Raw genomic sequence first — 22,862 nt, 5'->3', positions numbered from 1 at the left:
GGGTGACCACCACCCGTCCCCAGGGCGCCGCGACGCGACCGGACGTGCCCAGCGAGATCTGGGTGCTGGTCGTCTCGGCCTTCCTGATCGCGATCGGGTTCGGGCTGGTCAGCCCGGTGCTCCCCGCGTACGCCCGCTCGTTCGACGTCGGGGTGGCCGCCGCCTCGACCGTCGTCAGCGCCTTCGCCTTCTTCCGGCTGGTCTTCGCCCCCGCAGGTGGCGCGCTGGTCTCGAAGTTCAGCGAGCGCCCGGTCTACCTCACCGGGCTGCTGGTCGTGGCGGCCTCCTCGCTCGCGACGGCGTTCGCTCAGTCCTACACCGAGCTGCTGATCTACCGCGGCCTCGGCGGGGTGGGGTCGACGATGTTCACGGTCTCGGCGATGGCCCTGCTGGTGCGCCTCGCGCCGCCCACGATCCGGGGGCGGGTGACCTCCTACTACGCCTCCTCGTTCCTCGTCGGCGGCATGGTCGGCCCGGTGCTCGGCGGGCTGCTCGCCGGCTTCGGGCTGCGGGTGCCGTTCGTCGTGTACGCGGCCATGCTGGTGCTGGCGGCCTCCGCCGTGGCGTACGGGCTCCGCGGTGCGCGGCTGCGGGCGGCTCCCGACCGCTCCACGCACCCGCCGATGACCGTGCGGGAGGCTCTCGGCCACCGCACCTATCTCGCCTGCCTCGCGAGCGCGTTCGCGAACGGGTGGTGCAACTTCGGCGTCCGCGTCGCCGTCCTGCCCCAGCTCGCGATCGCGGTGAGGAACGAGCCGTGGGTCGCGGGCGTGGTGCTCGCGGTCGCGGCGGCCGCGACCGCGGCCACGTTGCAGGTGGCGGGTCGGTTGACGGACAGCGTCGGGCGCAAGCCGCTGGTGATCGTGGGACTCGGCATCACCGCCGTCGGTCTCGGCGTGATCGGGCTCGCCGACAGCCTGTGGCTGCTGCTGGTGCTGTCGGTCGTGTCCGGTGTCGGCGCGGGCCTGGTCAACCCGGGACAGCAGGCCGCCGTCGCCGACGTGATCGGCAACGAGCGCTCCGGCGGCACGGTGCTGAGCACGTTCCAGATGTCCCAGGACGCGGGCGCGATCCTCGGACCGATCCTCGTCGGGCTCGTCGTGGACGCCGCCGGCTACGGCTGGGGCTTCTCCACCGTGGCGATCATCAGCGCGCTCGCGGTGCTGCCGTGGCTGGCTGCGCCCGAGACCCTGCACCGGGAGCCCGAGGACACGTGAGCGGCCTCAGTCGGTGACGACGTCGGCGCCGGCGTCCTGCAGCTGCTCGATGCCCCCGGCGTCGACGACGGCGGTGAACCCCTGCTCGACCATGATCGAGCTCGCCTCGGCCGAGCGCACGCCGGTCGTGCAGTAGACGACGTACGTCGCGTCCTGGTCGAGGTCGGCGATCTGCTCCTCGAAGTCGTCGGCGAGGCTGACGTTGACGGCGTCCGGCAGGTGGCCGGCGGCGAACTCCTGCGGCGTACGCACGTCGAGCACGACCGCCTCGGCGTTCTGCTCGATGAAGACCAGGGCGTCGGCCGGTGCGATCTCCTGCGCGCTCTCGCCTCCGCACGCGGCGAGGGCCGGGGTGAGCGCGAGACAGAGGGTGGCGAGCAGGGCTGACGTACGTCGACGCATGCGCCGAGGCTAGCCCGCCTCATCTAAAACGTTTGAGGTGCTGCTCCGCGCGGCGCCGGTGAACTGCGGAGCAGCCAGAACATGGGGTTACATGCGGGTGGGTCACTCGACCGGCAGGCCCAGCCCGCGGGCGATCAGCATGCGCTGCACCTCGCTGGTGCCCTCTCCGATCTCGAGCACCTTCGCGTCGCGGTAGAAGCGGGCGACCGGGTACTCCTCCATGAAGCCGTAGCCGCCGAACACCTGCGTCGCGATCCGGGTCGCGGTCACGGCGGACTCGGTGGCGTACACCTTGGCGACGCTCGCCGCCTGCTTGAACTCCGCCATCGGTGCGCCCGCGTCCTTCAGCGCGGCCGCGCGGTAGGTCAGCATCCGTGAGGCGTCGAGCATCACCTGCAGGTCGGCGACCTGGAACGCCACGCCCTGCTTGCGGCCGATGGGCACGCCGAAGGTGGTGCGCTCCCCCGCGTACGCCACACACGCCTCGAGACACGCCGTGATGAGCCCCACCGACAACGCCGAGATGGCGACACGGCCGTCGTCGAGGGTGGCGAGGAACTGCGCGTACCCGCGACCCCGCTCCCCGAGGAGATGGTCGGCCGGCACCCTCGCGCCGTCGAAGGTCAGCGGGTGGGTGTCCGAGGCGTGCCAGCCGAGCTTGTCGTACGCCGGCTCGGCGACGAACCCGGGCGTGCCGGCCGGCACCATGACCGAGCTGATCTCGGGGCGACCGTCCTCCCGTTCCCCGGTGCGCGCGGTCACCGTCACCAGCGAGGTGATCGACGAGCCCGAGTTGGTGATGAACTGCTTCGCCCCGTCCACGACCCACTCGTCCCCGTCGAGCCTCGCTCGCGTACGCGTCGACCCTGCGTCGGAGCCCGCGTGCGGCTCGGTCAGCCCGAAGCCGGCGAGCGTGCGTCCCGCGACGAGGTCGGGGAGCCACCGCTCCTTCTGCGCCGAGGTGCCGTAGGTGAGGATCGGGTTGATGCCGAGGCCCACGGCGGCCTGCAGGGTGATGCCCATCGACTGGTCGACCCGGCCGATCTCCTCGATCGCCAGGCACAGCGAGGTGAAGGCACCGTCCTCCCCGGTCATGCCGGCCCCGCCGTACTCCTCCGGCGCGGTCAGCCCCATCAGCCCCAACTCGCCCATGGCCTGGACCACGTCGGTGGGGAAATGGTGGTCCCGGTCCCACTGTGCCGCGTGGGGTGCGATGCGTGACTGCGCGAACTCCCGCACGCTCAGGCGGAAGTCCTCCAGCTCACGGGGCAGGGCGAAGGCGTGCGAGACGGCGGGGGCGCTGACGGGCTTGCTCGTGATGCTCACCACCGCAGGCTACGGCGGGGGGCCGCGCGGGGTGGCCTGCCCCTAGACTCCACACGCTGTCCACGCGTGGCCGCGACGAGCCGTCACGTGAACGAGAAGTCATCCTGCGTAGACATTGCTAGGAGCCCGAGAACGTGCCTGAGGTCAAGCCGCTGAAGAAGGTCCTGATCGCCAACCGTGGCGAGATCGCCGTCCGGGTCATCCGGGCGTGCAAGGACGAGGGCATCCACTCCGTGGCCGTGTACGCCGAGCCCGACCGCGACGCGCTGTTCGTGCGCATCGCCGACGAGGCCCACGCGCTCGGCGGGTCCACGCCCGGCGACTCCTACCTCTCGATCGAGAAGATCATCGAGGTCGCGAAGGAGACCGGTGTGGACGCGATCCACCCCGGCTACGGCTTCCTCTCCGAGAACGCCGACTTCGCCCAGGCCGTCGTCGACGCCGGCATCATCTGGGTCGGCCCGCCGGCCGAGGCGATCCGCAGCCTCGGCGACAAGGTGCAGGCCCGCCACATAGCGCAGAAGGTCGGCGCCCCGCTCGTGGCCGGCACCAAGGACCCGGTCGACAGCGCGCAGGAGGTGCTCGACTTCGTCGAGGAGCACGGCATGCCGATCGCGATCAAGGCCGCCTTCGGCGGCGGTGGCCGCGGCCTGAAGGTCGTCTTCGAGAAGTCCGAGGTGGCCGACCAGTACGAGTCGGCCGTGCGTGAGGCGACCGCCGCGTTCGGTCGCGGCGAGTGCTTCGTCGAGCAGTACATCAACCGGCCCCGCCACGTCGAGACCCAGTGCCTGGCCGACCAGCACGGCAACGTCGTGGTCATCTCGACCCGCGACTGCTCGCTGCAGCGACGCCACCAGAAGCTGGTCGAGGAGGCGCCCGCCCCGTTCCTGAGCCAGGACCAGATCGACACGCTCTACAGCTCCTCCAAGGCCATCCTCAAGGAGGCCGACTACGTCGGCGCCGGCACCTGCGAGTTCCTCGTGGGCACCGACGGCACCATCAGCTTCCTCGAGGTCAACACCCGCCTCCAGGTCGAGCACTGCGTCTCCGAGGAGGTCACCGGCATCGACCTCGTGCGCGAGATGTTCCGCGTCGCGGCCGGCGAGGAGCTCGGGTACGACGACCCGACGATCCGCGGCCACTCCATCGAGTACCGCATCAACGCCGAGGACGGCGGCCAGAACTTCATGCCCGCCCCCGGCACCATCACCGACTGGCACGCCCCGTCGGGTCCCGGCGTACGCATGGACGAGGGCTACGGCGCGGGCGAGACCGTGCCCGGCTCGTTCGACTCCCTCATCGGCAAGCTCGTGATCACCGGTCGCGACCGCACCCAGGCGCTCGAGCGTTCGCGTCGCGCGCTCGACGAGTTCGTCATCGAGGGCATGCCGACCGTGCTGCCGTTCCACCGCACCGTGGTGCGTGACCCCGCCTACGTGGCCGCCGACGGCGAGTTCGGTGTCTTCACCTCCTGGATCGAGACCGAGTTCGACAACCAGATCGAGCCGTACGCCGGTCCCACCGGCGAGGCGGCTGAGGCCGACGAGCGCCAGACGGTCGTCGTGGAGGTCGGCGGGAAGCGCCTCGAGGTGTCCCTGCCCGGCGGTCTTGCCGCGATGGGCGGCGGCTCCGGTGGCGGTGGCGCGCAGAAGAAGCCGAAGCGCGCGGGCGGCAAGAAGTCCGGCGCCGCGGCCTCGGGCGACTCCGTCACCTCGCCGATGCAGGGCACCATCGTCAAGGTCGTCGCCGCCGAGGGCGACGAGCTCGCCGAGGGCGACACCGTCGTGGTCATCGAGGCCATGAAGATGGAGCAGCCCATCAAGGCCCACAAGGCCGGCACGGTCACGAAGCTCGCCGCCGAGGTCGGCGAGACCGTCACCTCCGGCGCGGTCATCTGCGACCTGGCCGACCCCGCCTGAGGCGCGACCCACCCGGCCCGCGTACGCGACGAGGCCCCGGACACCTGCTGCAGGTGCCCGGGGCCTCGTGCGTGTGCCGCCTCCCTGCGGCGCGGTCCCGGCTCCGCCACTCCCCCGACCCAGCGGTCCCCGGGACTCCATCGACGGCTGCGGGCGCGCGGGCCGGCAGCCGGACGACTCGTGCTCAGCGGCGCGTACGACCTCCCGAGCGGGCGCCCTCGCCGGTGCGGGGCACCTCGGCGAGGTGGAACCAGGACGACTTCAGACCGAGTGCCGAGCGCAGCTCGTGACCGGTCATGCTGCGGCGGCCGTCGGCGCCGACGAGCACGAGCCGGGCCACCTCGCCGCCCCACTCGCCACCTCCCTCGCGCTCGAGCACCCGCACCTTGCGCAGCACACCGATGCCGTAGCGCGACGCGACCGCGCCGAGGTCGGCCGTGAGGCTCCAGTCGTGGTTGGGGTTGCCCGACCAGCCGTCCCACGGGTCGTCCTGCGCGATCAGGTACGGCAGACCACCCGAGAACGCACGGCCCCCGTTGGAGGAGGAGAACTGCGTGAGCGCAGGGGTGCCGCCGTGCACCAGCACCTGACGTCGGGTGGCATCGACGGCGGCGTTGCTGCGGGGGTCCTCGTCGTCGAGGCCGCCGTAGACCTGGCACGAGGTGGTGTCGCACAGCTGCCAGTAGTCGTCGAGCCGGTCCAGCCGGCTGCGCATCGCGAAGGAGCGGGCGGCGACGGCCTGCGCCTTGACGGCCTCCGGGTGCCAGGAGGCGGGCATCTCCCGTGCCACGACGCCCTTGACGTACGCCTCCATGCGCACCACGTTCACGGTGTCGCGGTCGGTGCCGCCGGGCACCGGTGAGGCGGTCCGGAGCGCGCCCCGGTAGGTGCGTACGCCGCTGGGTGTGACGAGGCGGAGGGGGCTCGGTGCGCGGAACTGGCCGTCGCCGACGAGGACCGTCTTGACCTTGCCCTCGGGACGCCAGCGCGACCAGCGACCGTCGACCTTCTTGGACACGATGGTGGTGGCTCCCTCACCCTTCAGGCGCCACGCCTCCACGTCCGCCTTGTCGGGCAGCTCGTACACGGAGCCGTCGGCGAGGTCCTTGACCTTCAGCCCGGCCACGGGCTCGACGACGACGTCGCCGCCCGGGTCGGTCGAGAGCAGCACCCGCACCCAGGCCTTCTGCCGGGCCAGCGTCGTGCCCGGGTAGTAGAAGCCGACGATCTCGCGCCACGACCTGCCCTGCAGCGCCGCGCCCTGCGCACCGTACTGGCTCATCCCGTGACCGTGGCCGTACCCGTGCCCGGTGATCAGGACCTTGCCCGACGGCGGGACCGGTACCGCCGGGTCGGCGTGCGCCGGGCTCAGGGTGGCGCCGGACGCGAGCAGGGTGAGAGCCAGCGTCAGGGAACGAGCGGCTCGTGGCAGCAGAGCGGACGTGGACACCGCACCAGAGCACCACCGGCACCACCCGTCCCACGGCGTCTCACCTCGGCCTTTACGTAAAGGTGATGAGCCGTACCGGGACACAGCGGGACACTCCGGGGTGAACCGACGACCCGTTCGACAGGGCCCTCACGGCGTGTCGCCGCGACCCCTGGGACGTGTCGCGCTAGGCGTCGCCGCGAGCGCTGGGGCCCCTAGCCGGCGCGGTGCAGGCGTCGCGCCGCCTCGGCGAGCGACCCGCTCATCGAGGGGTAGATCGTGAAGGCCTGGGCCACCTGGTCGGCCGTGAGGGACTCGCCCACCGCGAGCGAGACCGGGTGGATCAGCTCGCTGGCCCGCGGCCCGACGACCACACCGCCGACGACGATGCCGGTGCCGGGTCGGCAGAACAGCTTCACGAAGCCCTCGTGCACGCCCTGCATCTTCGCGCGCGGGTTGCCCGAGAGCGGCAGCATGACCCGCTCGGCGGCCTCCGGCCTCGCGTCGACGTCCTCCTGCGACCAGCCGACGGTGGCGATCTCGGGTGCGGTGAAGACGTTCGAGGCGACCGTGTGGAGGTCCAGCGGGACGACCGCGTCGCCGAGCGCGTGACGCATGGCGATGCGACCCTGCATCGCGGCCACCGAGGCCAGCATCAGGACACCCGTGCAGTCGCCGGCGGCGTACACCCCGCGGGCGGAGGTGCGTGAGACCCGGTCGACGTCGATGAAGCCGCCCTCGTCGAGGTGGACGCCGGCGGTCTCCAGACCGAGGTCGCCGGTGCGGGGCACCGACCCCAGGGCGAGCAGGCAGTGCGAGCACTCCACGCTGCGCCCGTCGGTCAGCGTGACGGTGACGGTGTCGCCGTCGCGGACGACCGATGCCATGCGGGACTTCGAGAGCACCTCCATGCCGCGGCGCCGCAGCACGTCCTCCAGCACCTGCGCGGCGTCGGCGTCCTCACCCGGCAGCACCCGGTCGCGGCTGGAGACGAGCGTGACGTCGGCACCCAGGGCGTGGTACGCCGAGGCGAACTCCGCGCCCGTGACGCCCGACCCGACCACGACCAGCTTCTCGGGCAGCTCGGTGAGCGTGTAGATCTGCTCCCAGGTGAAGATGCGCTCACCGTCGGGCTCGGCCGAGGGCAGCGTGCGGGGAGCTGCGCCGGTCGCCAGCAGCACGGCGTCGGCCGACAGGGTCTCGGTGCCCCCGTCGGCGGTCGTCACGGCCACCCGCTCGGCCCCGTCGAGGCGACCGCGCCCCGACACGACGCGTACGCCGGCCTCCTCGAGCTGCTCGGTGATGTCGCGCGACTGGTCGGCGGCCAGCTTCAGCACCCGCTCGTTGACCCGCTCGAGGTCGACGAACGCCTTGTCGGCCAGGTCTCCGTCGTCGTCACGGAAGTGCACCCCCAGCTCGGCGGAGCCGTCGAGGTCGGTCAGCACCTCCGCGGTCGCGATCAGGGTCTTCGACGGCACGCAGTCGGTGAGCACTGCGGAGCCGCCCAGCCCGTCGGAGTCCACGACCGTGGTGCGTGCGCCCAGCTGCGCGGCGACCAGCGCCGCCTCGTACCCGCCAGGACCGCCACCGATGATCACCACGTCAGACACGCCGTCGAGTCTCCCACGCAGCCGGGAACTCCTCGGCCCACCCGTTTGGGCGGGGCCGCTCCGCGGGAAAGAGGGTGACGCGGATCACGAAGAAAACGTTGACTGCGACCTCCTGCACGACGGAGCACCACCATGAGCTAGAACCCCACCGACCCCGCAGCCCAGCCCCTGTCCGCCCGCGAGGAGCCCGTCGACTGGACGGACCTCGGCGCCAAGATGTGGTCGTTCCTCACCGGACGCCAGGCGGCCATCAACTACCGCTTCATCGACATGGTCGTCGAGGTGCCCCGCGACACCGGGCAGGACTCCCCGCGCGCGGTGTGGAAGCTGGACGGCACCCTCCAGATCACCACCGACGACAACCAGACGCAGACGGACTGACGCGATGGCGATCGGTGCCGACCTCGCCTTCGAGGTCGACCTGCCGGGTCGTGACCCCGTGAAGGGAAGTCTGCGGGGCGCGGCGAACCGGTTGACCCTCGAGATCGACGACCCGGGGCCGTTCGTGGGTGCGAGCGGCTCCGTGGCCGGCCGGGCCGCGGCCGAGGCCATGGCCTCGCGCGACATGGTCGTGCGGGTCGTCAGCCGGGGTCGGCACCTGGTCACCCTCGGCAACGTCTCGGCCCCCTGGTGGCACCGCTTGGCGACCAGGTCGCCCCGGGTGCGTCTCGGCAGCGTCGGGGGCGTGGCCGTGGTGCTACGCGCCCGACGCGAGGGTGGTCCGGCGGCGCTGCCCGACCTCGCCACGGCGCGGTCGTTGGTGCCACCGCCGACGCTCCAGCCGCTGTTCCCGACGATGTGGCGCCCTGGTCCACCGCCACCGGTGACGACCACCCACGACCCGGCCCGTGGAGGCTCGCCGAGCCTCGTCGTCCAGGCCACTCCCTCCTGGGTGGGGGTCGTCCGCGACCCCTTGCCGTTGACCGAGGACGTGACCGTCGTCGGCAGCGATGCCGCCTGCGACATCGTGCTCCCGGGTCTCGCGCCACGCCACGCGGAGATCCACCACGACGAGGACGACGAGTACGTGATCGTCTCGCTCGACGCCGCGGTGAGCGTCAACGGGATGCGGGAGGCGCGCATGCTGCTGCGCACCGGCAGCCGCGTCCAGCTCGGCGCGTACGTGCTGGCCTACACGCGAGCGGAGTACGCCGACCACGGTCGGCCCTACGGCGGCCGGCTCGGCGGCGAGCTCGGCCGGCAGCGCATGCAGCCGCCGCGGGCGCCGCAACGGTCCGTGCCGCCTCCACCGGAGCCGACCGCCTAGGGTCTCCCGCGTGAACGACGACGCCTTGCACCAGTCCGCCGACCACGACCCCCGCGCCCTCGCCGCCCAGGCGGCCGAGGCCCTCGCCGAGCGCACCGGCGTCGCTCGGCACGACGTCGCCCTGGTGCTCGGCTCGGGCTGGCTGCCCGCCGCCGAGCGTCTCGGCGAGACCGTCGCGGAGCTCCCGGCCGCCGAGCTGCCCGGGTTCTCCGCACCCACGGTGGAAGGTCACGGCGGCACGATCCGCAGCGTCCGCAGCGGAGACCGCGCCCTGCTCCTGATGGCAGGCCGCACCCACCTGTACGAGGGCCGCGGCGTGCGCCCGGTCGTGCACGGCGTACGCGTCGCCGCCGCCGCCGGCTGCTCGACGATCGTGCTGACCAACGGGGCGGGCGGTCTGGACGCCTCCTGGGAGCCCGGCACCCCGGTGCTCATCCGCGACCACCTGAACCTCACCGCCACCTCCCCGATCGAGGGGGCGGAGTTCGTCGACCTGACCGACCTCTACTCCGCCCGCCTGCGCGCGGTCTGCCGCGAGGTCGACGCCTCGCTGGCCGAGGGGGTGTACGCCCAGCTGCCCGGACCCCACTACGAGACCCCCGCCGAGATCACCATGCTCGGGCGCATGGGGGCCGACCTCGTCGGCATGAGCACCACGCTCGAGGCCATCGCGGCGCGTCAGGCCGGCATGGAGGTGCTCGGCATCTCGCTGGTGACCAACGCCGCCGCCGGCATCGGGGGCAAGCCCCTGGACCACGCGGAGGTGCTCGAGGCCGGCCAGGCCGCCGCCGAGCGCATGGGGTCGTTGCTCGCCGACGTGGTCGGGCGGCTCTGAGCGGTCCCACTAGCCTCGTCCCATGACCTCCACGCCACCGGACCTGTTGGCGCGCGCCCGGGAGTGGGCCGACCAGGACCCCGACCCCGAGACCCGCGCCCGGGTCGAGCAGCTGGTGGCCGCCGCGGACGGCGACGCCGACGCCCACGCACGGCTCGCGGACCTCTTCGAGGGCGAGCTCGAGTTCGGCACCGCCGGGCTCCGCGCCGTCATGGGTCCCGGCCCCGCCGCGATGAACCGGGTCACCGTCTCGCGTGCGACTGCCGGGCTCGCCGCGTGGCTCCACGCCGAGGGTGCGACACAGTCACCGGACGGCCCGCTGCGCGTCGTCGTGGGCTACGACGCGCGTCACAACTCCGAGACCTTCGCGCTCGACACCTGCACGGTGATGGCCGGCGCCGGCGTGGAACCCCTGCTGCTGCCCCGTCCCCTGCCGACACCGGTGCTGGCGTACGCCGTGCGCGCGCTCGGCTGTGCCGTGGGCGTCATGGTGACCGCGTCCCACAACCCGCCCGCCGACAACGGCTACAAGGTCTTCCTCGCCGACGGGGCACAGCTCTCCCCGCCGCACGACGCCGAGGTGGCGGCGCACATCGAGGCCGTCGGCCGCGTCGACGAGCTGCCCCGCGGCGACGCCGACCGCGTCCGGGGGGTCGAGGAGCAGCTCGTCGACGACTACCGCGCTGCGGTCGGTCGGGTCGTCCCCGAGGGGGCGCGCGACCTTCGGATCGTCTACACCCCGATGCACGGCGTCGGCCGGGAGACCGCACTGGCCGTGCTCGCCGAGGCGGGCTTCCCCGAGCCGTACGTCGTGCCCGAGCAGGGAGACCCCGACCCCGACTTCCCGACCGTCGACTTCCCGAACCCCGAGGAGCCCGGCGCCCTGGACCTCGCCCTGACCCTCGCCCGCCGTGTCGGCGCCGACATCGTCATCGCCAACGACCCCGACGCCGACCGGTGCGCGCTCGCCCTGCCCCGCGACGCCATCGGCGGCGACTGGCAGGTGCTGACCGGGGACCAGATCGGGGCCCTGCTGGGCGCCCACCTCGCCCGGCACGGTGCCCCCGGCACCTTGGCCTGCACGCTCGTCTCCTCCTCGCTGCTCGGCCGCATCGCCGCGGCCGCCGGGCGCGAGCATGCCGAGACGCTCACGGGCTTCAAGTGGCTGGCGCGCGTGGAGGACCTCGCGTTCGCCTACGAGGAGGCCATCGGCTTCTGCGTGGACCCGGGCAACGTCCGCGACAAGGACGGCATCTCAGCCCTGCTGCTGCTCGCGCACCTCGCTGCCGACCGCAAGGCAGGCGGCGGTCTGCTCGTCGACGACCTCGACGACCTCGCCCGTCGGCACGGGGTGCACGCCACCCGACAGCTGTCGTTGCGGTTCGAGGAGGGCGTCGGCCGGGCGGCCGCGGTGCTGTCGGGACTGCGCGAGGACCCCCCGACCGAGCTCGCCGGTCTGCCGGTCGGCGCGGTCGAGGACCTCCGCGACCCCGCGTCGTACGGCAGCGACCTCCCCCCGACCGACGGCCTGCGCCTCCGGCTCGGCGACACCACCCGCGTCGTCGTACGCCCCTCGGGCACCGAGCCGAAGCTCAAGTGCTACCTCGAGACCGTCGTGGCCGTCGACGCGGACGCCGACGCCGAGTCCCTGGCCGGCTCCCGCGAGGAGGCGGAGCAGCTCCTCACCACGCTCAGCGACGACCTGTACGCCCGGCTCGAGACGGACTGATGGCCCCACCCCGCACGCGGCGCCTCGGGCTGGTCACCGGCCTGTCGCTGCTCGCACTGGTCATCGTGCTGGTGGGCATCGGCATCTGGATGGCGCTCGGCGCGCTCACGGCGTACGAGCGCCTCAGCAGCGCCCGCGAGGACATCACCGAGCTGCAGCAGGACGTCACCGACGGCAACATCGCCGGCATCGACGCCCGCGTCGCCTCGCTGCGGGCCGACACCGCCGAGGCGCGCGACGCGGTGGACACCTGGGCGTGGCGGCTCGCGGCGTACGCGCCCGTCCTCGGCGACGACGTGACCGCGCTGCGCACCGTCGTGGCCGTGACCGACGACCTCGCCGACGGTCCGGCGGCATCCTTGGCGCGCGCCGCGACCACCCTGACCGCGGACGCGCTGAAGCCCGTCGACGGTCGGGTGCCGCTGGAGCCGCTGCGTGAGGCCGCCCCGGGGGTCACCGCGGGTTTCGACGGGCTCGTCGCGGCGCGTACGGACCTGGGCTCCCTCGACACCTCCGGGGTCGCCGGGCCGCTGGCGGACGCGGTCGCGGAGCTCCGGGGTGAGGTGATCGACCTGGTCGACCGGGTCGCACTCGCCGACCGGCTCGTCACGCTGCTGCCCCCGATGCTCGGTGGCGACGGGCCGCGCCGCTACCTGCTGCTCAACCAGAACACCGCCGAGGCCCGCTCCCTGGGGGGCATCGCCGGTACCGCCATCCTGGTGACCGCCAACGACGGACGGATCCGGCTGCAGCGCCAGGTCGCGGGCAACACCTTCGGTGAGCTGGAGGAACCGGTCCTGCCGCTGTCGCTCGCGGAGCAGTCGCTGTACGGCATCGGCCTGGGCACCTACTTCCTCAACGCCCCGAACACACCGGACTTCCCGCGGGCGGCGGAGCTCGCCGCGGCGCGGTGGCAGCGTGACGTCGGCCAGGAGGTCGCGGGCGTCCTGTCGGTCGACCCTGCCGCGCTCGCCCTCCTGCTGCGGGCGACCGGTCCGGTGCAGGTCGGCGGCGTCGAGCTGACCGCGGACAACGCCGCGTCCCTGCTGCTCAGCGGCGTCTACGCCGCGCTGCCCGACCCGACCGCCCAGGACGAGTTCTTCGCCCTGGCCGCCAAGCGCGTCTTCGACCGCCTCGCGGCAGGGCGCGCCGACGTACGCGTGGCCGCGGAGTCGCTCGCGACCGCCGTCGAGGAGGGCCGGCTGCTGCTGTGGTCGCGTCGCGCCGGGGAGCAGGCCGAGCTGTCCGGGTCACCTGTCGCCGGCGAGCTCGACGGCCGCGACGGCCGGCGGCCCGAGCTCGGGGTGTACCTCTTCGAGACCACCGCCTCCAAGCTCTCCTACTACGAGACGCTGGACGTCACGACCCGACCGGTCTGCTCCGAGGGCGAGCCCGACCCCAGCGGCGACATCGCCGTCCGGGTCGAGGTCGGCTCGCAGGTGCCGCGCTCCCGCGAGGCGCGGGAGTCCCTCCCCGACTACGTCGTCGCCGGCAGCGATCCGCTCGGCACGCTGCGTACGCAGGTGTTCCTCTACGCCCCGCCCGAGGCGGGTTTCGGGTCCGTGCTCGTCGACGGCGAACCCGTCGGGATCCGCTCGGTGCTCCACGACGGTCTCTTCGTCGCCGCGGTCGAGGTCGAGGTGCCTCCCGGCGGCACCGTGGTTGTCGTCACTCGCCTGAAGGACCTGTCGGCGGCCGCAGCCCGCCCCGGCGCCCTGGCCGTGCGCACGACGCCGATGAGTCGTCACACGCAATTAACGAAGCAGGCTTTGGATTGCCCCTGACTTCCTTTAGTGTGCTCTCAGGATCGTGATCGACTGACTACGTAAGGACCCCCATGAAGACTTCCCGCATGCTTGCTGCCCCTGCGGTGGCCGCGGTGCTCGCCCTGGCCCCCTCGGCCGCCTTCGCGGTCGGTGACGGCCCCAACGGTGCCGGCTACAACGGCGGCGCCGCCGAGGCGATCGTCGTCAACGACGGCAACGCCGACGACTGCACCGTCCCGATCACCGTCGAGGCCGGCAACGCCGGCACCGTCACGGTGACTGTGACCGACTCCTCCGGCGCGATCGTCTCCACGGTCTCGCAGCCCAACGACGCCTTCGGCACCATCGACTTCGTGGTCAGCCTCGGCGCGAACTGCTCGGGTCAGTACACGATCTCCGCCAGCGACGAGGGCGGCTTCGTGCTCGCCACCGCGGCCGTGCAGGTCGAGGGTGACGACACCGACGACAACGACGGCAACAACGCCGGCGGCGACGACGACGGTGAGGTCGTCGTGGGTGGCGACACCGGTGACAACGTCGGCGGTCTCCCGGCCACCGGCTCCTCGAACGCGATGCTGATCAGCGGCCTCGCCGGCGCCGGTCTGCTGGCCGGCGGCTCGGTGCTGCTGGTCCGTCGCCGCCGCGCGACCGCCTGAACCTGACACACCGTCACGAGCGGGTCCACCTCCGGGTGGGCCCGCTCGTGTCGTCTCCGGAGCCGCACCCGTGATCATCCGCCAGCCCGACGGCACCTCGTGCGGTCCGACCTGTCTGGCGGTGGCGCGGGGCCTGACGGACCCGGCGTACGCGGAACGCCTGGCCGCGCACACAGGCGACCTCATCGCTGCCGAGCACCCGCTGCTCGCGTCGTACCGCTCCCCCACCGGGGGTCTGCAGGCACCGTGGCCGCGTGCCCTGGGCACCTCGCCATGGGCACTCCGCGCGGCGCTGCAGGGTCTGACTGGTCGCGCGTACGCCACGATCCTGCTGCCGTCCGATCCCGTCGCGGCGTTCGCCAGGGTCGCTGCCGTCGCCGGCACCCCGGAGCCTGCCGCGCTCTACGTCGGGGGCCGCCTCCTGCCGCGGCACGTCGCGCTCGTGCTCGGCGGCGACGGGCACCGTCTGTCCGTGTACGAACCGGCCGTGGGCGCCCGACTCGTGCTCACCGCAGCCGACGTCGCCCGCGACCCGCGGGTCGCCGGGTGGTCGCGCTGGTGGTTGCTCCTCAGCCCTGCGCGGCGATGAGGTCGGCGTACGCGGGCTTGATGGTCTGCTCGATCAGCGCGAGCCGCTCGTCGAAGGGCAGGAACGCGGACTTCATCGCGTTGACCGTCACCCACCGCAGGTCCTCCAGCCCCCAGCCGAACGCCTCGTGCAGCAGCGACATCTCCTTCGTCATCGAGGTGTCGCTCATGAGGCGGTTGTCGGTGTTGACCGTGACCCGGAACCTCAGGTCGGCGAGCATCCCGATGGGGTGGGTCGCGATCGACTCGGCCGCGCCGGTCTGCACGTTCGAGCTCGGGCACAGCTCGAGCGGGATGCGCTTGTCGCGCACGTAGGCCGCGAGGCGCCCGAGCCTCACGTCCCCGCCGTCGGCGCGCTCGATGTCGTCGACGATGCGTACGCCGTGGCCCAACCGGTCGGCACCGCACCACTGCAGGGCCTCCCAGATCGACGGCAGCCCGAAGGCCTCGCCCGCGTGGATGGTGAAGTGGGCGTTCTGCCGGGCGAGGTACTCGAACGCGTCGAGGTGACGGGTCGGCGGGTTGCCCGCCTCGGCTCCGGCGATGTCGAAGCCGACCACGCCGCGGTCGCGCCAGGCGACGGCCAGCTCGGCGATCTCGCGGGAGCGCGCCTGGTGCCGCATCGCCGTGAGCAGCTGGCGGACGACGACGGTGCGCCCCGCGGCCTCGGCCGCGGCGACGCCCTCGGCGAAACCGTCAGCGACCGCCTGCACGGTCTGCTCGAGGTCGAGCCCGCCCTCGAGGTGCTGCTCGGGCGCCCACCGCACCTCGGCGTACACGACGCCGTCGGCCACGTAGTCCTCCACCGCCTCCCGCGCCACCCGACGCAGCGCCTCGGCCGTCTGCATGACGCCGACCGTGTGTGCGAAGGTCTCCAGGTAGCGCTCCAGGGAGCCGGAGTCAGCAGATCGTCTGAACCAGTCGGCCAGATCGTCCGCGCCCCCCGCCACGGGGAGCTCGTGCCCGACCTCGGCCGCCAGCTCGTGCACGGTGGCAGGGCGCAGACCTCCGTCGAGGTGGTCGTGCAGCAGGGCCTTGGGCGCCCGCCGGATCACGTCCTCGGTCAGTCCGGTGGGGGCGGTAGGTTCAGCCATACCGCCATCCAAGCACCCCACACGGCGTCACCGATGCGGACGCCACCGACGACAGGAGCCCGCCCGTGCGCACCTTCACCGACTTCGACCAGCTCTCCGCCGCCGCCGGCGAGGAGCTCGGCAGCTCCGACTGGCTGACCATCGAGCAGGACCGCATCGACCAGTTCGCCGACGCCACCGGCGACCACCAGTGGATCCACGTCGACGCCGAGCGCGCGAAGGACGGACCGTTCGGTGCCACGATCGCCCACGGCTACCTGACCCTGTCGCTGATCCCGATGCTGGGCGCCCAGGTGTTCGGCCTGGAGACCCCGGGCGCGAAGCTCAACTACGGCGTCAACAAGGTGCGCTTCCCCAACCCCGTGACGGTCGGCAGTCGCGTCCGCGTGCACGTCAGCGTCGGCGAGGTCACCGACATCCCGGCCGGCAAGCAGCTCACGCTGAAGCACTCGATCGAGATCGACGGCGAGGACAAGCCGGCCTGCGTCGCCGAGACCGTGGTGCTCCTGCTGCCCTGACCGCCGGGGCCAGGCCGAGCGATCAGGCCGGGCCGCCGACCCGCAGCACGCGCACCAGCTGCCGTCCGATCTGCTTCTCCGACGTCGGGAAGGCGACCCAGCGCTCCCGGCCGAAGAGGCGGGTCTGGTCGGCCGCGTACGCCGAGGTCGGGTCGATCGCCTGTCCGTAGGTCAGGATCGTCCGGGCCTGCACGCGCCCGCGCGGCAGGAACGAGACGGCCTGGATGTGGCTGCTGCCGTAGTCGACGCGGTACCGACCGTCGACCACCGTCGCCGCGAGCGCGTTCGCGTTGCCGCTGAAGCCCTCGCCGCCACCGAGCCGCACCGGCGGGGCTCCCAGGTCACCGGCACGGTGCACGAGACCCCAGGGCGCGTCGTGGGCGATGCCCTCTTCCTCGAGGTGGGCGAGGGCGTCGCGCATCGCCTGCACCACGAGCGGATTCGTCTCGTTGAGGTCGCGGGGCGTACGCACCGGGTCGGCGGCGGAGAACGGCACCTGCCAGAGCCCCGTCACGCCACCGGCGCGCCGCCAGAACTCCTCGAACAGCGCGGTGCCGCGGCTGGAGCGGTCGGACCGACCGTCCCACGCGGCCAGGGTGCGACAGGCGTCGCCGCCGGCGGCGAGGCGGCACACCGTCGCGAGGTCGCCACCCTGGCGGGCCAGCTCCGCGGCGAAGACACGGTTCTCGTGCTGGGTGGTCCGCAGCGTCCGCGGGGTGACCTTGCGGCCCCGCGCGAGCGAGTCGCGGCCGGCGAGCCGGTCCGTCACGTAGCGGTAGACCATGCGCGTACGCACCGTGCGCTCGCACTGCTCGCACCCGATGATCTCCGCGAAGCCCTCGAGCCGGGTGTCGGGGTTGGGCAGCCAGTGGGAGTCGTTCGCGTTGACCACCCAGTCCCGCGTGATCGTCTGCGGCAGGTTCGTCGGGCCGAAGATGCCGGGCCGCTGCGCGTCGGCGTCCGTGCGCCAGGCGCAGTCGGACGCCGCTCGGGTGCCGTCGAGCCCGGGGAGTCCGGCGACCTCCAGCAGCACCGCCCCGATCGGGGTCAGGCACCGTTGCACGAGGGCGTCGGGCACGTTCGGCACGACCGAGTGGTCGGCGTAGAGGGCGTGGCCACGCCGGTCGGCGGCGATGGTGTTGACCCACGGCATCCCGGCGCCACGGTCCTGCGCGCGCAGCAGCGAGCGCACGCTCCGCGATTTACCCATCGCCCAGAAGGTGTCGAGGGTGCGCAGGTGCTCGGCGTTCGCGTCGCGGATCGCGAAGAAGCTCACCGGGGACCACGCCATCAGCTGCTCGGGTGCGTCGATGACGTAGCCCTCCGGGGTGCGGTACACGTCCTCGACGACGGTGCGCAGCGACCCGTCGGGTCGACGTACGGTCACCTCGACCTCGCGGCGCTGCACCTGCCTCGGTCCGTCCGCCGTGAGGTAGGTGAGCCCGCCCGGCACGACGGTGCGGTACTCGTACGGGGTGAAGCGGTAGGCCGTGGAGACCGTGTGGCTCCAGGCGACGTCGCGGTTCCACCCGATGTTCACCACCGGGCTACCGATCAGGCTTCCTCCGGAGACCTCGTACTCCCCGGGGATGCGCAGGTGGCTCTGGTCGAAGCGGTAGCGGCCGTTCCACGGGAAGTGGGGGTTGCCCAGCAGCATGCCCTTGCCCGTCGAGGTGTCGCGGCTGCCGACGGCAGTGGCGTTGGACCCGAAGGGGCGGTCGGGGTCGCGGCCCAGGGCGCGCAGCAGCGCGTCACGGTCGACGTCGGCGGCCAACGGGACCGACGGCAACCCCGGGTCCCCCGGCGACGGCGGCGAGGCTCCGGCGATCTCGGAGACGAAGACCCCGGCGCTGGCGAGCAGGTTGGCGAAGTAGATGCCGTAGTAGAGGTCGATCGGCTGCACCCGCGCGGGCAGTCCCGGCAGTCGGTTGCAGGTCGGGTCGGAGTAGTTGCGCCACCCGCCGATGCTCGCGAGGTAGCGGTTGGCGCCCGCGACGTACCCCGTCACCATCGCGCGCACCTCGGGGCCGGGACCGGTGAGAGGGTCCCGCAGCAGCTTCTCGACCACGCGACGGTTGCGGAGGTCGCCGGCGAGGGTGTCCACCTCGAGGTTCGAGGCGTCCAGCGTGACGCCGTCGGCGTACCGCGTGGCCGGGCCGAGCACCTTCGAGCGGATGCCGCGCCCGGTGAGCACGGTGTCGATGAGGTTGCAGCCGCTCTGCCTCGTGGTCATCCACCCCTTGCCGAACCCGAGCGAGCCGTAGTCCTGCGCGGTGATGTGCGGGATGCCGTGGCGGGTGAGGCGGATGGTCGCGCGGTAGCGGCCCGTCGTGGGCCGGAGCACCTCACGCGTCGCGTCGTCACCCCGCGCGGCCGGGGCTGCCGCGGCCGGAGCCGTCGCAGCTGCGGGGGTCACGTGCTGGGGCACGGCGAGCCCTCCGGCGACGAGCAGCGCGGTCAGCGCCGTCAGCGCGCCGGGGCTCTGCGTACGGGAGGTGCGCGCGGCGCGCAGGGTTCGCATGCGCGGACCGTAGTGCCTGGACCGGTCCGGTCGCCAGGTTTCGTCGTGATCCGTCGCCCTCAGGCGAACGCCGCGGCCACCAGGGGGGCGAGCTCCCGCAGGGCCGCACCGCGGTGCGAGATCGCGTCCTTCTCGGGCTTGGTCAGCTGGGCCGACGTCCGTCCGTCACCGCCCTTCTCCGAGTCGTGGGCCTCGGGCACGAACAGCACGTCGTAGCCGAAGCCGCTCTCGCCCCGGCACTCGCGGATCACCCGCCCGGGCATGGTTCCCTCGACCACCAGCGGTTCCTCGCGCCAGGGCAGGCAGACGGCGACGGCGCACCGGAACGTGGCGGTGCGCCGCGCGTCGGGAACGTCGTGCAGCTGGTCGAGCAGCAGCCGGTTGTTGCGGTCGTCGTCCTTGGGCAGACCCGACCACCGTGCGGACAGGACGCCGGGCATGCCGTTCAGCGCGTCCACGCACAGCCCGGAGTCGTCGGCGATCGTGGGCAGTCCGGTGGCCCGGAGCCCGGTCGCGGCCTTGAGGACCGCGTTGCCCGCGAACGTCTCCCGGTCCTCGACCGGCTCGTCGTACGCCTCCACGTCGCCGAGACCCCTCACCTCCACCCCCGGAAGGTGCTCACCGAGGATCCGCTGCATCTCGGCGACCTTGCCGGGATTGCGGGAGGCCAGGAAGACCGTCGGCGCCTGTGTCACCGCGGACCGTTCAGGCCTGCGGGGCGCGCATGCCGTGCAGGCCCGCCGCCGGCGCGTCCAGCGCGGCCTGCTGCAGCCGGGTCAGCTCCGCGCACCCGCCGGCGGCGAGGTCGAGCAGCGAGTCGAGCAGCGCGCGATCGAACGGCTCGGCCTCCGCCGTGCCCTGCACTTCGACGAAGCGACCGTCGCCGGTCATCACGACGTTCATGTCGGTCTCGGCGCGCACGTCCTCCTCGTAGGGCAGGTCCAGGCGCGGCTCGCCGTCGATGATGCCGACGCTGACCGCGGCGACGGACCCCGTGAGCGGGTCCCCGGCCAGGGCGCCCTTCTCACGCAGGTGGGCGACCGCGTCGACGAGCGCGACGTACGCCCCCGTGATGGCGGCGGTGCGGGTGCCGCCGTCGGCCTGGAGCACGTCGCAGTCCAGCGTGATCGTGTTCTCGCCCAGCGCGCGGTCGTCGATGACGGCCCGCAGCGACCGACCGACCAGGCGTGAGATCTCGTGCGTACGCCCCCCGATGCGACCCTTGACCGACTCGCGCGCCGACCGGGTGTTGGTGGAGCTCGGGAGCATCGCGTACTCCGCGGTCACCCACCCCAGCCCGGAGCCCTTGCGCCACCGCGGCACGCCCTCGCTCGCCGAGGCGGCGCACAGCACGCGGGTGCCGCCGAACTCGACGAGCACGGAGCCCGCGGCGTGGTCGAGCCACCCACGGGTGAGGCGTACGGGGCGGAGCTGGTCGACGGTGCGGCCGTCTGCGCGAGTCATGGCCTCGACCCTAGCCAGGGAGAGCGCCGGCCGGGCCGCGAGGCCTCACGGCGTGATCTCCGAGGCCATGACGTGCTCGACCGCAGCCCGCTCTCCCTGGATGGTCAGCCGGTCGTCGTCGACGTCGAGGCGGTGCCAGACCAGCAGCGCCAGCTGCTCCACGGGTCCGGTGACCGTGACGTCGGCGATGGCGTCGTCGTCGCTGCCGTCACCGGCCAGCACCCATCCCGACCCCTCGGCGTCCTCGGGCATCATCAGCACCGCCGCCTGCAGCGGCTCGCACCGGTCGCGTCGGACCTGGCGGGGGAAGAAGACCCGGACGACCTCCTCGACCGCGTCCGAGGCCATCTCGGTGGTCCCCCACACCGGCTCGTCGACGTCGCGGGAGGAGCCGGCGTGCGCGGCTCTCAGGTCGTGCAGGTGGATGGCCATCTCGTGGGTCATGCGACGCCACCAGAAGGCCGACGTGCGCGGACGCAGGCCGAAGCCCCAGCAGGGCTGCTCGGTGCCGACGTCGGCCAGGGTGTCCACGACCCGGTCGGCCCGCTCGCAGAACCAGCCACGCAGCGCACCGCTTCCCGTCGGCGCCGCCTCCTCCGGCAGGTCCGGGGGGTGGGCCGAGTCCCCCTCCACGAGGGCCTGCCGCGCCCAGTCGAGGATCGTGCCGAGGTGCTCGACGAGGTCGTGCACGCTCCACCCGGGACACGTCGGGACCTGGGCGTCGACGTCCACCGCGGACAGGAGCTGCTCGAAGGCTGCCACGTGACGCCGCAGCTCTTCGTCGTACTTCTCTGGCTCCAGCATCTGCCGAACCTAGCGGTCGGGTGGCGAGAGCACACCCGTTGCGGCCGGATCCGACGTCGCCGGGACGTCGGATCCGGACGCCGTTCAGACGTCGTAGGTGTGCCCGCACCGGACCAGCTCGAGCGGTCCGTCGAAGGCCGGACGTGCCTCGGCGAGGATCTCGGCGTCGTCGTGCCAGGGCGGCACGTGCGTCAGCAGCAGGCTCCCTGCGCCGGCGCGGGTGGCGGCGGCTCCCGCCTCGGCGCCGGTGAGGTGCAGGTCCGGCGGGTTGTCGTCCACCTCGCGGAAGCTCGCCTCGCACAGGAACACGTGCGCCCCTCGAGCCGCCTTCTCCAGGGCGCCGCACGGCCCGGTGTCGCCGGAGTAGGTCAGCACCCGGCCGCCGGCCTCGACCCGGAGGGCGTACGCCGGCACCGGATGCGCCACGGGGGACGCGGTCACGGTGAACGGTCCGAGGACGAACGACCCGGAGGGGAAGACCTCGAAGTCGAACTCCTCGGTCATGCCGGGGTCCTCGGGCAGGTCGTACGCCCGCGCCAGCCGCGCTGCGGTGCCGTCGGGCCCGTAGACGGGGATGCGCGGCTGCGGACCCGTGGGGTGGTACTTGCGCATCACGTAGTAGCCGCACATGTCGAGGCAGTGGTCGGCGTGCAGGTGCGAGAGCAGCACGGCGTCGACGGTCAGCGGGTCCGCGTGGCGCTGCAGGGACCCGAGGGCTCCGTTGCCGAGGTCGAGCAGCAGGCGCCACGTACGCCCCTCGTGGTCGGCCTCGACCAGGTAGCACGACGCCGAGGACGCCGGGCCGGGATAGGAGCCGGAGCACCCGACGACGGTCAGCCTCATACCGACACCTCCACGCCGTCGGGGGTTCCGAGGACGCTCTCGACCCGCCGGGTGGTGCCGGTGAGCTCCGGCCCGAGGAACCGGCGTCCGATCTCCTCGAAGACCGCCGGGTCGCCCGTGGTGAGGAAGACGTGCTCGGGCGCGGGCGCCGCGGGGTCGCGCTCCAGGTCTCCGCCGACCAGGCCACGGTAGACGTCCTTCGCGGTCTCCTCGGCGCTGGAGACGAGCGTGACCCGGTCCCCCATCACCCAGGCCAGCACGCCGGTCAGCAGCGGGTAGTGGGTGCACCCCAGCACCAGCGTGTCGACCTCGTCGGCGATCAGCGGGTCGAGGTAGGCGTGGGCGGTCGCCGTCAGCTCCGGTCCGCTCGTCACCCCTGCCTCGACGAACTCCACGAAGTCAGGGCATGCCCGCGTCGACAGCGTCACCTGCGGCGCGGCGGCGAAGGCGTCGTCGTAGGCCTGGGAGTCGGCGGTCGCCTGGGTGCAGATCACGCCGATGCGACCTGACCGCGACGCGGCGACCGCGCGTCGCGTCGCCGGGAAGATGACCTCGACCACCGGCACGTCGTAGCGCTGCCGCGCATCCCGCAGCACGGCCGCCGAGGCGGAGTTGCAGGCGATCACGAGCATCTTCACCCCCTGGGCGACCAGGTGGTCCAGGCACTCCAGGGCGTACTCGCGCACCTGGGCGATCGGTTTGGGCCCGTACGGCTGACGCGCGGTGTCGCCGTAGTAGAGCACCCGCTCGTGGGGCAGCTGGTCCATCACCGCACGCGCGACCGTCAGACCCCCGAAGCCGGAGTCGAAGATGCCGATCGGTGCGTCCGTCATGGTCGTCCCAGGCTAGTGGCCCGGACCCACGCGGGCCCCCG

General features: G+C 72.9%; 21 protein-coding genes. 10 read left to right on the top strand and 11 right to left on the bottom strand.

Annotation, left to right across the window (positions count from 1 at the left end):
- Positions 1 to 2: 2 nt before the first annotated feature.
- Positions 3 to 1,217: an MFS transporter gene (locus KLP28_10255; protein ID QWC84002.1), complete on the top strand. Its 1,215-nt coding sequence runs from the start codon at positions 3 to 5 to the stop codon at positions 1,215 to 1,217.
- Between the two features lie 6 nt (positions 1,218 to 1,223).
- Here KLP28_10255 and KLP28_10250 read toward each other — a convergent pair whose 3' ends face one another.
- Complete coding sequence (locus tag KLP28_10250; GenBank protein ID QWC84001.1) at positions 1,224 to 1,619, bottom strand: rhodanese-like domain-containing protein; 396 nt, start codon at positions 1,617 to 1,619, stop codon at positions 1,224 to 1,226.
- Between the two features lie 102 nt (positions 1,620 to 1,721).
- On the bottom strand, positions 1,722 to 2,891 hold the full coding sequence (locus KLP28_10245; GenBank protein ID QWC86917.1) for an acyl-CoA dehydrogenase family protein: 1,170 nt from the start codon (positions 2,889 to 2,891) through the stop codon (positions 1,722 to 1,724).
- Between the two features lie 188 nt (positions 2,892 to 3,079).
- Here KLP28_10245 and KLP28_10240 point away from each other — a divergent pair, with 188 nt between their 5' ends.
- Complete coding sequence (locus KLP28_10240; protein QWC84000.1) at positions 3,080 to 4,864, top strand: ATP-grasp domain-containing protein; 1,785 nt, start codon at positions 3,080 to 3,082, stop codon at positions 4,862 to 4,864.
- Between the two features lie 184 nt (positions 4,865 to 5,048).
- Here KLP28_10240 and KLP28_10235 read toward each other — a convergent pair whose 3' ends face one another.
- Positions 5,049 to 6,314 (bottom strand): SpoIID/LytB domain-containing protein, encoded by a 1,266-nt coding sequence (locus tag KLP28_10235; GenBank protein ID QWC83999.1) that lies wholly within the window; start codon positions 6,312 to 6,314, stop codon positions 5,049 to 5,051.
- Between the two features lie 194 nt (positions 6,315 to 6,508).
- On the bottom strand, positions 6,509 to 7,903 hold the full coding sequence (locus tag KLP28_10230; GenBank protein QWC83998.1) for an NAD(P)H-quinone dehydrogenase: 1,395 nt from the start codon (positions 7,901 to 7,903) through the stop codon (positions 6,509 to 6,511).
- A 168-nt stretch (positions 7,904 to 8,071) separates the two neighbouring features.
- On the opposite strand from KLP28_10230, the gene KLP28_10225 reads away from it, so the two are divergent.
- The 7 genes from KLP28_10225 (at position 8,072) to KLP28_10195 (ending at position 14,745) form a co-directional block, all read left to right on the top strand.
- A complete protein-coding gene (locus tag KLP28_10225) occupies positions 8,072 to 8,284 on the top strand; it encodes a hypothetical protein (protein ID QWC86916.1) in 213 nt (70 codons plus the stop codon).
- A gap of 4 nt (positions 8,285 to 8,288) precedes the next feature.
- A complete protein-coding gene (locus KLP28_10220; protein ID QWC83997.1) occupies positions 8,289 to 9,170 on the top strand; it encodes an FHA domain-containing protein in 882 nt (293 codons plus the stop codon).
- 25 nt (positions 9,171 to 9,195) lie between these two features.
- Positions 9,196 to 10,005, top strand: a complete 810-nt coding sequence (locus KLP28_10215) for a purine-nucleoside phosphorylase (GenBank protein QWC86915.1) — start codon at positions 9,196 to 9,198, stop codon at positions 10,003 to 10,005.
- A gap of 22 nt (positions 10,006 to 10,027) precedes the next feature.
- Positions 10,028 to 11,734 carry a phospho-sugar mutase gene (locus KLP28_10210; protein ID QWC83996.1) on the top strand — a complete coding sequence of 569 codons (1,707 nt, stop codon included), beginning with the start codon at positions 10,028 to 10,030 and terminating at the stop codon, positions 11,732 to 11,734.
- Positions 11,734 to 13,518, top strand: coding sequence for a DUF4012 domain-containing protein (locus KLP28_10205; GenBank protein QWC83995.1), 1,785 nt, complete (start codon positions 11,734 to 11,736; stop codon positions 13,516 to 13,518). Before KLP28_10210 ends, KLP28_10205 begins: the two co-directional genes overlap by 1 nt.
- Positions 13,519 to 13,586: 68 nt before the next feature.
- On the top strand, positions 13,587 to 14,156 hold the full coding sequence (locus KLP28_10200; GenBank protein QWC83994.1) for an LPXTG cell wall anchor domain-containing protein: 570 nt from the start codon (positions 13,587 to 13,589) through the stop codon (positions 14,154 to 14,156).
- Between the two features lie 70 nt (positions 14,157 to 14,226).
- Positions 14,227 to 14,745: a hypothetical protein gene (locus KLP28_10195; GenBank protein QWC83993.1), complete on the top strand. Its 519-nt coding sequence runs from the start codon at positions 14,227 to 14,229 to the stop codon at positions 14,743 to 14,745.
- On the opposite strand, the gene KLP28_10190 is transcribed toward KLP28_10195, so the two are convergent.
- Positions 14,726 to 15,838, bottom strand: a complete 1,113-nt coding sequence (locus KLP28_10190; protein ID QWC83992.1) for an adenosine deaminase — start codon at positions 15,836 to 15,838, stop codon at positions 14,726 to 14,728. The genes KLP28_10195 and KLP28_10190 overlap by 20 nt on opposite strands.
- A gap of 65 nt (positions 15,839 to 15,903) precedes the next feature.
- Here KLP28_10190 and KLP28_10185 point away from each other — a divergent pair, with 65 nt between their 5' ends.
- Positions 15,904 to 16,356, top strand: coding sequence for a MaoC family dehydratase (locus KLP28_10185; GenBank protein QWC83991.1), 453 nt, complete (start codon positions 15,904 to 15,906; stop codon positions 16,354 to 16,356).
- 22 nt (positions 16,357 to 16,378) lie between these two features.
- Here KLP28_10185 and KLP28_10180 read toward each other — a convergent pair whose 3' ends face one another.
- From KLP28_10180 to murI, 6 genes are all read right to left on the bottom strand, one after another.
- Positions 16,379 to 18,877, bottom strand: a complete 2,499-nt coding sequence (locus KLP28_10180) for a penicillin acylase family protein (GenBank protein QWC83990.1) — start codon at positions 18,875 to 18,877, stop codon at positions 16,379 to 16,381.
- 59 nt (positions 18,878 to 18,936) lie between these two features.
- Entirely contained in the window at positions 18,937 to 19,572 is a 636-nt protein-coding gene (gene rdgB / locus KLP28_10175) for an RdgB/HAM1 family non-canonical purine NTP pyrophosphatase (GenBank protein QWC83989.1), read from the bottom strand.
- A gap of 10 nt (positions 19,573 to 19,582) precedes the next feature.
- Positions 19,583 to 20,341 (bottom strand): ribonuclease PH, encoded by a 759-nt coding sequence (gene rph, locus KLP28_10170; GenBank protein ID QWC83988.1) that lies wholly within the window; start codon positions 20,339 to 20,341, stop codon positions 19,583 to 19,585.
- Positions 20,342 to 20,386: 45 nt separating this feature from the next.
- Entirely contained in the window at positions 20,387 to 21,145 is a 759-nt protein-coding gene (locus KLP28_10165; GenBank protein QWC83987.1) for a maleylpyruvate isomerase family mycothiol-dependent enzyme, read from the bottom strand.
- 84 nt (positions 21,146 to 21,229) lie between these two features.
- The gene (locus KLP28_10160; GenBank protein ID QWC83986.1) at positions 21,230 to 21,988 is read right to left on the bottom strand and encodes an MBL fold metallo-hydrolase; all 759 of its coding nucleotides are present in this window, start codon (positions 21,986 to 21,988) and stop codon (positions 21,230 to 21,232) included.
- On the bottom strand, positions 21,985 to 22,821 hold the full coding sequence (murI, locus tag KLP28_10155) for a glutamate racemase (protein ID QWC83985.1): 837 nt from the start codon (positions 22,819 to 22,821) through the stop codon (positions 21,985 to 21,987). Before murI ends, KLP28_10160 begins: the two co-directional genes overlap by 4 nt.
- Between the last annotated feature and the right edge of the window lie 41 nt (positions 22,822 to 22,862).

The sequence above is a fragment of the Nocardioidaceae bacterium genome (assembly GCA_018672315.1).
Classification (GTDB): Bacteria; Actinomycetota; Actinomycetes; order Propionibacteriales; family Nocardioidaceae; genus TYQ2.
This window is presented reverse-complemented; position numbering and strand designations above follow the sequence as displayed.